Here is a 10,146-nt window from a genome sequence, read left to right on the forward strand (position 1 = left end):
GTCCAGGCGGCGGCCCTCATCGGCCCGCCCCGGCGCCGTCCGCGTCCGGGCCCGACCCGCCGGCCGGGCCGGGAACCGCGGGGACCCGGCCCGGTGGCGGAGCCGGTGCGACCGGGCGGGAGCCCTGCTCAGGCATACCGGCCAGGGCCGACGGGGGCGGGCCCGGCTCCGGCATGCCTGCGGCGGCGGGACCGGCGGGGATCACCTGGAGGTCCTCGTCCGAGGTCACCACCGGGTGCCAGCCGGTCCGGCCGATCGCGTCGACCAGCGCCCCCACCATCGACGGGTCGAACTGCGCCCCCGCGCACCGTTCCAGCTCCGCGAGGGCGACCGGCACCGGCCGGGCCCGGCTGTACGAGCGTGTCGAGGTCATCGCGTCGAAGGCGTCGGCCACCGCCACCACCCGGGCCAGTACCGGGATCTGCTCGCCGCTCAGCCCGTACGGATAACCGGTGCCGTCGACCCGCTCGTGGTGGTGCAGGATCGCGGACCGGGCCTCCCCGAGGAAGCCGATGCCGCGCACCATCTCGTGTCCGTACTCGGGGTGCAGCTCGATGATCCGGCGTTCCTGCGGGGTGAGCGGCCCGTCCTTGCGCAGGAGCCGGGTGGGGACGCCGAGTTTGCCGACGTCGTGCAGGATCCCGGCGATGCGCACCGTCTCCAGCCGGTCCTCGGTCATGCCCAGCTCCCGGGCGATCATCGCGGAGGCCTGTCCGACCCGTTCGCTGTGGCCGCGCGTGTAGCGGTCCTTGATGTCGACGGCCTGGACGAGGGCGCGGATGGTGGCCCGGTGGGCGGCGCGCTCGCGGTGGTACTGGGCGAAGACCCAGCAGGAGATGTACATCGGCAGGAGGACGAGCAGTGCGGCCGGGGGCCCGTAGGGGCTGCGCCACATGACGGCCATCATCAGGCCGGCGAGGCCGTGGACGCAGTGCGGGGCGAGGGAGGAGGTCACGAACCCGCGCCAGGCGGTGGCGGCCGGCCGGCGTTCGGCGGCGGCCAGGATGCCACCGTCGAGGGCGGTGAGCACCAGGCAGAAGGCGACGGCCGCGCCCGTCGCGGGGAGCAGTACGAAGGGGAAGTCGGCCGGTCCCGCGGGGGGCCCGTAGCCGGTGGAGGGACCGCCGCCGAGGGTGGCCGGGCCGTGCAGCAGCCCGTAGGCCTGCCCCGCGGCCCAAGCGGCTATCGCCTGCTGCGCGCCGTGCCACACGCGGCGCACCCGGGCGGGCCGCCGGACGACGGTCCCCGCGAGTCCCCCGGGCAGCGCGACGAGCGCGGCGGCGGCGGGCGGCAGCAGGAGGACGGCGGCGAGCACCACGGGGAAGAAGGAGCCGATGCCTTCGGGCACCGCCCGGCTGCCCAGCAGCGGGGAGGCCTTGACGAGTTCGCAGCCGAGGTGGAGCACGGCGAGCAGGGCGACAGCCGTCCAGGGCGTACCGGAATCCGTGAGGGCGGGCGTGACGCACGCGGCGGCCGCGAGGGCGGCGCACAGGATGTATCCGCGCGCCACCGGCGGAACTGCCCGCATGACGCTCTCCTCCCCTGTGCCGGTGCACACCGGTCGCCGAATGGAACCGGCACCGAAGGGGGAGAATAGGCGCGGCCCGGAGCGCGGTGGGCCACATTTCCGCATCGGGCCATGCGGACGCCCCTGGATTAGCACATTCGGGTGAAGGAAGTGCTATTCCAGGGGCGGCTGTTACCTCGTCCGACCGGTCATGTTCGCGGGTCAGCCGGGAGCGGGATTGTCGGCGGTGACATCGTGGTCGGGCACCGCCTGACCGGACCTGATCAGTTCGATCCGGCCCATCACCTTCGACCGCAGGTCGGTCGGCACGTCGTCCGATCCGCAGCAGCGCTTCACCAGCTTTTTCACGGCCTGTTCCAGGCCGTACTTCTCCAGGCAGGGATTGCACTCGCCGAAGTGCGTCTCGAACTTCGTGCAGTCACTGTCCGGCATTTCCTGGTCGAGGAACTCGTACAGGTGATCCAGGACCTCAGAGCACTCTGTCTCGTGCGGCTCTCCGCAACTCATGAGCCCGAGCCTTTCCGGTCGTTCGACTCTCCCGCGCCCGCAGGAACCAGCCCGCGTTCGCGGGCATAGTCCTCCAGCATTCCGCGGAGTTGACGGCGGCCACGGTGCAGTCGCGACATGACCGTACCGATGGGTGTACCCATGATGTCCGCGATCTCCTTGTACGCAAAGCCCTCTACGTCGGCAAGGTAGACCGCGATGCGGAACTCCTCCGGAATGGCCTGCAGGGCTTCCTTCACGTCCGAATCCGGCAGATGGTCGAGCGCCTGCGACTCGGCGGATCGCAGTCCGGTCGACATGTGCGACTCGGCGCGCGCCAGCTGCCAGTCCTCGATCTCCTCCGCGGCGCTGCGCTGGGGCTCACGCTGCTTCTTGCGGTAGGAGTTGATGAAGGTGTTGGTCAGGATGCGGTACAGCCACGCCTTCAGGTTGGTGCCCTCGCGGAACTGGTGGAAGGACGCGTACGCCTTCGCGTACGTCTCCTGGACCAGGTCCTCGGCGTCGGCCGGATTGCGCGTCATGCGCAGCGCGGCCGAGTACATCTGGTCGAGGTAGCCGAGGGCGTCCCGTTCGAAGCGCGCGTTGCGCTCCAGGGTCGTCTCCTCCGCGTGGCCTTCGTCGGTCCCGGCGACAGGACCCACCTCCTCCGACAGCGTGGCGGCTCCGAAAGCGGATCCGCTCGAATCGGAGAATAGTCGACCTTCCCGGCCCTCCGCCGCCCGAGGCGAGCTGCGCCTGGGCGCCGGCAGCACGGTCCAGTCCAGGTCAGCGGCCTGCCGACGGTTCTGGCTGATGACCTGGGTCATGCGCTCCCTCTCCTCCGACGAGTTCCCGTACGTTCCGACATCCGAGACAACAGAAGGGGCGGGCGGCACATTCCCCGGCGCGGGGCGGGTTTTCGGCTTTAGCCGGAGCGCGGCCCGCGGGCCTCACACGGGGAGGCGCCCGAGCCACTCCCCCACCGCTTCGGTGATCGTCAGGAGTGCTTCCTCCTGGGTGGTGTCCGCCTTCTTCGGCACCGCGAAGCCGTGGTCGCCGTAGGCCACCTCCACGAGCTCGTACGGGTCCTGCGCGGTGGGCGGCGGGAACTCCTCGGGCCGCCCGAAGGGGTCCCGGCCGCCCTGGACCACGAGGGCCGGACGGCCGGCCCCGGTCAGCTCCTCGGCGCGGGACTTCTCCGGCCGGCCCGGCGGGTGCAGCGGGAAGGCCAGCGCCAGCACCCCGGCGGCCCCCAGCCCGGCGGCGGTCCGGCAGGCCACCCGGGCCCCGGCGCTGCGGCCGCCCGCGACCACCGGCAGCCCGGGCTCCACGAGCGCCGGCCAGAGCCCGCGCCACCCCTCGTCCAGCACCTTGGGCGCGGCGGCGACCTTCTTCCCGGCGACCCGCCAGGGCTGTTCGACGAGGGCCACCGTGATCCCGCGGGCGGGCAGCGCGGCGGCCAGTGCCTGGAGGTCGCGGGCCTCGATGCCGCCGCCGGCGCCGTGGCTCACGGCGAGCACGAGCCTCGGCTCCGGCGCGCGGTGCCAGGTGATGCGGGCCTCGCCCGCCGGGGTGTCGACCCTCTGGGTACGCGTGGTCATGCGTCCCATCCTGCCCGGGTCAGAAGAGGGTGCCCTCCTCCGGCGCGGCCAGCTCCGTCAGCAGCTCCGGACCGTTGTTGCGCACGCTGCTCACGGCGGTGGAGACCGGGTAGGCCCGCATCAGCCCGCCGGGCGGCGGGGCGAGCAGCTCCCGCAGCGAGCCCTCGGTATCGGTGTTCGCCGGGTCCAGCCAGGCGTCCCAGCGGTCCGGGGTCAGCATCAGCGGCATCCGGGGGTGGATGTCGGCGAGCGAGCGCGGTCCCTCGGCGGGGGCCACGCCCAGGGGTCCGGACTCGGCCTCCGTGGTGATCACCGAGCAGGTGACCCACCAGGAGAGCGGGTGCTCGTCGGGCAGGGTCCGGTCGCGCCAGAACTCGTATATCCCGGCCATGGCGAAGACCGAGCCGTCACCGGGGAGCACGAAGTAGGGCTGTTTGCGGGCCCGCTTCTTCTTGCCCTCCACCTCCAGCTGCCGCTCGTCGTGGGCGGTGACCCACTCGTAGTAGCCGTCGGCGGGGATGATGCAGCGGCGCTGCGCGAAGGGCCGGCGGGAGGACGGCTTCTCGTGCAGGGTCTCCGACCGGGCATTGATCATCCGGGCGGCGCCGTCGGGGTTCTGGGCCCAGGAGGGGACCAGCCCCCATTTCAGGACGCGCAGCTGGCGAACCGGACGCGGGTGCGAGGCGTCTTTGAGGGGACGGTCGAGGACCACGTGGACCTCTTTCGTCGGCGCCACGTTGAAATCGGGGGCGAGAGCCTCCTCCGGCTCCCATTTCTCGATGCCGAAGGCCTCCACGAGGTCCTCGGGCCTACGACTCGCCGCATACCGTCCGCACATGGCTGTCACACTGCCATGTCTCCCGTACCCCACCGCAAGGAGTCCGCCACCTCATGGACAGCAGCACGACGGCCGGTCTCTGGGACCGGCTCACGGGCATACAGACCTCGCCCGACCTGTGGCTGGTGATCGCGACGGGTCTGGTCGCCCTGGCCGCGGTGGGGCCCCGCCCGGTGTGGCGGCTGTCGCGCAACACGATCACCATCGCGCACGAGGGCGGGCACGGACTCCTGGCGCTGCTGACCCGGCGGCGCCTGAGCGGGATACGGCTGCACTCGGACACCAGCGGAGTCACCGTCAGCCGGGGCCGGCCGACCGGTCCCGGGATGATCCTGACCGCCGCGGGCGGGTACACGGCGCCCTCGCTGCTCGGGCTGGGCGGGGCGGCGCTGCTGTCCGCGCACCGGATCACGCTGCTGCTGTGGGCGGCCACCGCCTTGCTGCTGGTGATGCTGGTGATGATCCGGAACGCGTACGGGGTGCTGACGGTGGTACTGACCGGCGGAACCTTCCTGCTGGTCTCCTGGCTGACCCCGGCCGAGGTGCAGGCGGGTTTCGCCTACCTGGTGGTGTGGTTCCTGCTGTTCGGCGGGGTCCGGCCGGTCTTCGAGCTGGGGGCCAAGCGCCGGGGCGGCGGGGCACCCGATTCCGACGCCGACCAGCTCGGCCGGCTCACGCACCTGCACCCGGTGGTGTGGCTGCTCTTCTTCCACGTCGTCGCGCTGTGTTCGCTGATCGGCGGCGCCCGCTGGCTGCTCGCCCTGTGACCGCTCCCTGAGACGGGACCGGGATCAAGATCTGGGGTCGGGGGAAGCCACTAAAGTGGTGGCCATGACCGAGACCCCCGCGCTCCCTGCCCTCTGGCCCGCTCCGCTCGCCGATGGGACCGTCCACGCCACCGTCACGGTGCCGGGGTCCAAATCGGTCACCAACCGGGCCCTCGTGCTCGCCGCGCTCGCCGCCGAGCCCGGCTGGGTGCGCCGCCCGCTGCGCTCGCGCGACTCCCAGCTGATGTCCGACGCGCTGCGCGCGATGGGCGTCGGCATCGAGGAGACCGTCTCGTCCAGCTCCGCCGGTGACGGCGCGGGCGGCGAGGCCTGGCGGGTCATCCCGGCGGCCCTGCACGGCCCGACCACCGTGGACGTCGGCAACGCCGGCACGGTCATGCGCTTCCTGCCGCCCGTCGCCACCCTCGCCGACGGCGACATCCGCTTCGACGGCGACCCGCGCTCCTACGAGCGCCCGCTGGGCCAGGTCATCACCGCCCTGCGCACCCTCGGCGCCCGCATCGACGACGACGGCCGGGGCGCGCTGCCCATGACCGTTCTGGGCGGCGGGGCGCTGGAGGGCGGCACGGTCGAGATCGACGCCAGCAACTCCTCGCAGTTCGTCTCCGCGCTGCTGCTCTCCGCCCCGCGCTTCAACCAGGGTGTCGAGGTCCGGCACGTGGGCGGCAACCTGCCGTCGATGCCGCACATCCGGATGACCGTGGAGATGCTGCGCGCGGCGGGTGCCCAGGTCGACACCCCCGAGGCGGGTGGCGAGAAGGACGTGTGGCGGGTCACCCCCGGCGCGCTGCTGGGCCGCGACATGACCGTGGAGCCGGACCTCTCCAACGCGCAGCCCTTCCTGGCCGCGGCCCTGATCACCGGCGGCACGGTGACCGTCCCGGACTGGCCGCGCCGCACCACCCAGCCGGGCGACGCGCTGCGCCGGATCTTCACCGAGATGGGCGGCTCCTGCGAGCTGACCGACGCGGGCCTGGTCTTCACCGGCACCGGCAAGATCCATGGCATCGACGTGGACCTGAGCGAGGTCGGCGAGCTCACCCCCGGCATCGCGGCGGTGGCGGCCCTGGCCGACTCCGAGTCGGTGCTGCGCGGTGTCGCGCACCTGCGGCTGCACGAGACGGACCGGCTGGCCGCGCTGACCAAGGAGATCAACGCGCTCGGCGGCGATGTCACCGAGACCGCCGACGGCCTGCGCATCCGGCCGCGCCGGATGCACGGCGGCGTGTTCCACACGTACGACGACCACCGGATGGCCACCGCGGGCGCGGTGATCGGCCTGGCGGTGGAGGGCGTACAGATCGAGAACGTGGCGACGACCGCGAAGACCCTGCCGGACTTCCCGAAGATGTGGACGGACATGCTCGCCGGGGACGCCGCTCGCTCCGGAGCGCCCGGAGCGGGTACGGGAGCGGGAGCGTAGGGCCCGTCATGCGCAGGTACGGCAAGCACACCGACGAGGACGACATCCGCCAGCGCCCGAACCCCAAGGGCAACCGGCCGCGGACCAGCATCCGCCCCAAGCACGAGGACGCCGCCGAGGGCTTCGTCCTCACCGTGGACCGCGGCCGGCTGACCTGCCTGGTCGAGGGCCGTTCCGTGCACGCGATGAAGGCCCGCGAACTGGGCCGCAAGGCGGCGGTGGTCGGCGACCGGGTCTGGATCGTCGGTGACCTGTCCGGCAAGAAGGACACCCTGGCCCGCATCGTGCGGATCGAGGAGCGCAAGTCCGTCCTGCGGCGCACCGCCGACGACGACGACCCGTACGAGCGGGTGGTCGTCGCGAACGCCGACCAACTGGCCATCGTCACGGCCCTGGCCGACCCGGAGCCGCGGCCCCGGATGATCGACCGCTGCCTGGTGGCGGCGTACGACGCCGGGCTGGAGCCGCTGCTGGTGCTCACGAAGTCCGACCTGACCTCCGCGGACAAGATCCTGGAGATCTATTCCACGTTCGGCCTGAACTATGTGGTGACCAACCGCGAGGAACTGGCGACGGGTGACGCGGCCGACCGGGTGCGCGAGCGCCTCGACGGCCGTATCACCGCCTTCGTCGGGCACTCGGGCGTCGGCAAGACCACCCTGGTGAACTCCCTGGTCTCCGAGGGCCGCCAGCGCGCCACCGGGCACGTCAACGCGGTGACCGGCCGCGGCCGGCACACCACCACCTCGGCGCTGGCGCTGCCGCTGCCGAGCGGCGACGGCTGGGTCATCGACACCCCGGGCGTGCGCTCCTTCGGCCTGCACCACGTGGACCCGTCCCGGGTGATCCTGGCCTTCCCGGACCTGGTGCCGGGGACCGAGGAGTGCCCGCGCGCGTGCAGCCACGACGAGCCGGACTGCGCGCTCGACAAGTGGGTCGAGGACGGCCACGCGGACCCGGCGCGGCTGTATTCGCTGCGCCGGCTGCTGGAGACGCGCGAGCGCCGCGAGGGCGACTGACCGTCCGGCGCAGGTTCGGCCGCGTTTGTCGGGGGCCCTGTCTGGACAAATGCATAATCGCACCAAGTGACGTGATGTCACGTGACGCGGGGAGGCATTCGACATGGCGTGGCTGCTGGTCGTGGTCGCGGGACTCCTGGAGACCGGTTTCGCGGTCTGCCTCAAGCTCTCCCACGGATTCACCCGCCTGGGGCCGACCATCGCCTTCGCCTGCTTCGCGCTCGGCAGCTTCGGTCTGCTCACCCTGGCGCTCAAGAAGCTGGACGTGGGCCCGGCGTACGCGGTGTGGACGGGCATCGGCGCCGCCGGGACGGCGATCTACGGCATGGTCTTCCTCGGCGACCTGGTCTCCACCCTCAAACTCGTCTCGATCTCGCTGGTCATCCTGGGCGTCATCGGGCTCCAGCTGTCCGGCTCTGCGCACTGAGCAGCCTGCGCAGCTCGCCCGGACCCGGCTCCTCCCCCGGGGCGATCACGTAGGAGAGGGCGAGGCGTACGGCGAGTTCACAGCGCTGCCCGCCCTCCCCCGGCGCCAGCGCGGCGGCCGCCCGGTCCCGGACCGTCCGGGCCAGCTCGCCGGGCCCCGGCGCCCGGCGGCCCGGCGCGGGCAGGCCCGCGTCCCAGGCGCCGGTGAGCAGGGCCCGTACGAGGGGCTGGGCGCGGGCCGCCCGTACGGTCCACTCCGCGACGGCGGCGAGCCGCTCGGCGGCCCGGGCCGGGGTGGACAGGGCCCGGTCCACCCCGTCGAGGTAGCGGTCGGCCTCGCGGCGGACCAGGGCGCGGCCCAGGCCCGCCTTGCCGCCGAACTCGTTGTAGAGGGTCTGCCGGGACACCCCGGCCGCGGCGGCCACGTCGACCATCCGCACGTCCGGCCAGGGGCGCGCCGAGAGCGCCGCTCCCGCCGCCTCCAGCAGGGACTCCCGGGCTGCCGGCATCCGCGCCTCCCCCTCGGCTCTCTCCGGTCAGAGTTGACGGGCCGCCAGGTCCTGTCAAGGGCGCACCGGGCCGCACTGTGGACAGCGTTGGTCGGGCTCCGGGAGTCTCGATACTGTTCTGGCATGCCCGAGTATGACGATGACCTGCGCCTTGCCCTCGAACTCGCCGACGCCGCGGACGCCGCCACGATGGAGCGGTTCCGCGCCCTCGACCTGCAGGTCGAGACGAAGCCGGACATGACCCCGGTGAGCGAGGCGGACAAGGCGGCCGAGGAGATCATCCGGGCCGGTATCGCGGCCGCGCGTCCGGACGACGCCGTCCTGGGCGAGGAGTACGGACTCCAGGGCAGCGGTCCGCGCCGCTGGGTGGTGGACCCGATCGACGGTACGAAGAACTACGTGCGCGGGGTCCCGGTCTGGGCGACCCTGATCTCCCTGATGGCCGAGGACTCCGACGGCGAGTTCCGCCCGGTGGTCGGCGTGGTGTCCGCCCCGGCGCTGGGCCGCCGCTGGTGGGCGACCCGGGGCGGCGGCGCCTACGCGGGCGGCGCGCTCGGGGAGACCGGCGCCATCGGCGTGTCCCAGGTGGGCGGGCTGGGCGACGCCTCGTTCGCGTACTCCTCGCTGAGCGGCTGGGAGGAGCAGGGCCGGCTCGCCGGGTTCCTGGACCTGACCCGGGCGTGCTGGCGGACCCGCGGCTACGGGGACTTCTGGCCGTACATGATGGTCGCGGAGGGCTCGCTGGACCTCTGCGCGGAGCCGGAGCTCAACCTCTGGGACATGGCGGCGATCGCGGTCGTGGTCCAGGAGGCGGGGGGCCGCTTCACCAGCCTGGACGGCGTGGACGGGGTGCACGGCGGGAACGCCGCGGCCTCGAACGGGTTGCTCCACGAGGAGATGCTGGACCTGCTGCGCCCGCGCGCCTGAGCCCGCCGCGCGCCGCTCACGCTCCGTTGCACGCCTTCTTGTCGGCCCCGCGGGTCCGTGGGAATCTGATACTCCCCACGCTTGTGCGCTTGTGAAGCGTTTCTCTTGAGACGGTTCCACGGCCGCACCCACCCTGGCGGGGGGAATCACACCAGGAGGTGGCTCTCTTCATGCTCGTCCGTGACGCCATGAGCACCGTGATCCTCACCCTCGGACCCGCACACACCCTCCGGCAGGCGGCCTGCCTGATGTCCGGCCGACGCGTCGGCGCGGCCGTCGTCCTCGACCCCGACCACAGCGGAATCGGCATCCTCACCGAGCGCGACATCCTCAATTCGATCGGCGCGGGCCACGACCCGGACCGGGAGTCCGTGGGCGCGCACACCACCAACAACGTCGTGTTCTGCACCCCGGACGCCACCGTCCAGGAAGCCGCCGAGGCGATGACCCACGGCGGCTTCCGGCACCTGATCGTGCTGGAGCACGGCGGACCCGTCGGCATCGTGTCCGTACGGGACATCATCCGCTGCTGGGTCCCGGCACGGCGCACGGTCCCCGCCTGAAACGACGCCGGGCCGCAGTCCTCCGAGGAGGGCTGCGG

Annotated in this window: 12 protein-coding genes; 6 read left to right on the top strand and 6 right to left on the bottom strand. The window is 72.7% G+C overall.

Annotated elements, in window-relative coordinates; all coding sequences use genetic code 11:
- Positions 1-16: 16 nt before the first annotated feature.
- From ACWGIU_RS18230 to ACWGIU_RS18250, 5 genes are all read right to left on the bottom strand, one after another.
- On the bottom strand, positions 17-1,528 hold the full coding sequence (locus ACWGIU_RS18230; protein ID WP_453706988.1) for an HD domain-containing phosphohydrolase: 1,512 nt from the start codon (positions 1,526-1,528) through the stop codon (positions 17-19).
- Positions 1,529-1,729: 201 nt separating this feature from the next.
- The gene (gene rsrA, locus ACWGIU_RS18235; RefSeq protein WP_030012982.1) at positions 1,730-2,035 is read right to left on the bottom strand and encodes a mycothiol system anti-sigma-R factor; all 306 of its coding nucleotides are present in this window, start codon (positions 2,033-2,035) and stop codon (positions 1,730-1,732) included.
- Positions 2,032-2,676, bottom strand: coding sequence for a sigma-70 family RNA polymerase sigma factor (locus ACWGIU_RS18240; RefSeq protein WP_030385954.1), 645 nt, complete (start codon positions 2,674-2,676; stop codon positions 2,032-2,034). The genes rsrA and ACWGIU_RS18240 overlap by 4 nt, the downstream gene beginning before the upstream one ends.
- Before the next feature lie 288 nt (positions 2,677-2,964).
- Entirely contained in the window at positions 2,965-3,615 is a 651-nt protein-coding gene (locus ACWGIU_RS18245) for an alpha/beta hydrolase family protein (RefSeq protein WP_453706990.1), read from the bottom strand.
- A gap of 19 nt (positions 3,616-3,634) precedes the next feature.
- Positions 3,635-4,453 (bottom strand): SOS response-associated peptidase, encoded by an 819-nt coding sequence (locus ACWGIU_RS18250; RefSeq protein ID WP_453706992.1) that lies wholly within the window; start codon positions 4,451-4,453, stop codon positions 3,635-3,637.
- Between the two features lie 53 nt (positions 4,454-4,506).
- Between ACWGIU_RS18250 and ACWGIU_RS18255 the strand changes: the two genes are divergently transcribed.
- From ACWGIU_RS18255 to ACWGIU_RS18270, 4 genes are all read left to right on the top strand, one after another.
- Positions 4,507-5,220, top strand: a complete 714-nt coding sequence (locus ACWGIU_RS18255) for a M50 family metallopeptidase (protein ID WP_453706994.1) — start codon at positions 4,507-4,509, stop codon at positions 5,218-5,220.
- 64 nt (positions 5,221-5,284) lie between these two features.
- On the top strand, positions 5,285-6,664 hold the full coding sequence (gene aroA / locus ACWGIU_RS18260) for a 3-phosphoshikimate 1-carboxyvinyltransferase (RefSeq protein WP_453706996.1): 1,380 nt from the start codon (positions 5,285-5,287) through the stop codon (positions 6,662-6,664).
- Between the two features lie 8 nt (positions 6,665-6,672).
- Positions 6,673-7,683, top strand: a complete 1,011-nt coding sequence (rsgA, locus tag ACWGIU_RS18265) for a ribosome small subunit-dependent GTPase A (protein WP_453706998.1) — start codon at positions 6,673-6,675, stop codon at positions 7,681-7,683.
- 103 nt (positions 7,684-7,786) lie between these two features.
- The gene (locus tag ACWGIU_RS18270; RefSeq protein ID WP_030711657.1) at positions 7,787-8,110 is read left to right on the top strand and encodes a DMT family transporter; all 324 of its coding nucleotides are present in this window, start codon (positions 7,787-7,789) and stop codon (positions 8,108-8,110) included.
- On the opposite strand, the gene ACWGIU_RS18275 is transcribed toward ACWGIU_RS18270, so the two are convergent.
- Positions 8,076-8,618, bottom strand: coding sequence for a TetR/AcrR family transcriptional regulator (locus ACWGIU_RS18275; RefSeq protein WP_453707000.1), 543 nt, complete (start codon positions 8,616-8,618; stop codon positions 8,076-8,078). The genes ACWGIU_RS18270 and ACWGIU_RS18275 overlap by 35 nt on opposite strands.
- Positions 8,619-8,741: 123 nt before the next feature.
- Here ACWGIU_RS18275 and hisN point away from each other — a divergent pair, with 123 nt between their 5' ends.
- Together hisN and ACWGIU_RS18285 are read left to right on the top strand one after the other, a co-directional pair.
- A complete protein-coding gene (hisN, locus tag ACWGIU_RS18280; RefSeq protein ID WP_453707002.1) occupies positions 8,742-9,545 on the top strand; it encodes a histidinol-phosphatase in 804 nt (267 codons plus the stop codon).
- A 170-nt stretch (positions 9,546-9,715) separates the two neighbouring features.
- Positions 9,716-10,108 carry a CBS domain-containing protein gene (locus ACWGIU_RS18285; RefSeq protein WP_453707003.1) on the top strand — a complete coding sequence of 131 codons (393 nt, stop codon included), beginning with the start codon at positions 9,716-9,718 and terminating at the stop codon, positions 10,106-10,108.
- The last annotated feature ends 38 nt before the right edge of the window (positions 10,109-10,146 follow it).

This window comes from Streptomyces sp. NPDC054840 (assembly GCF_053611065.1).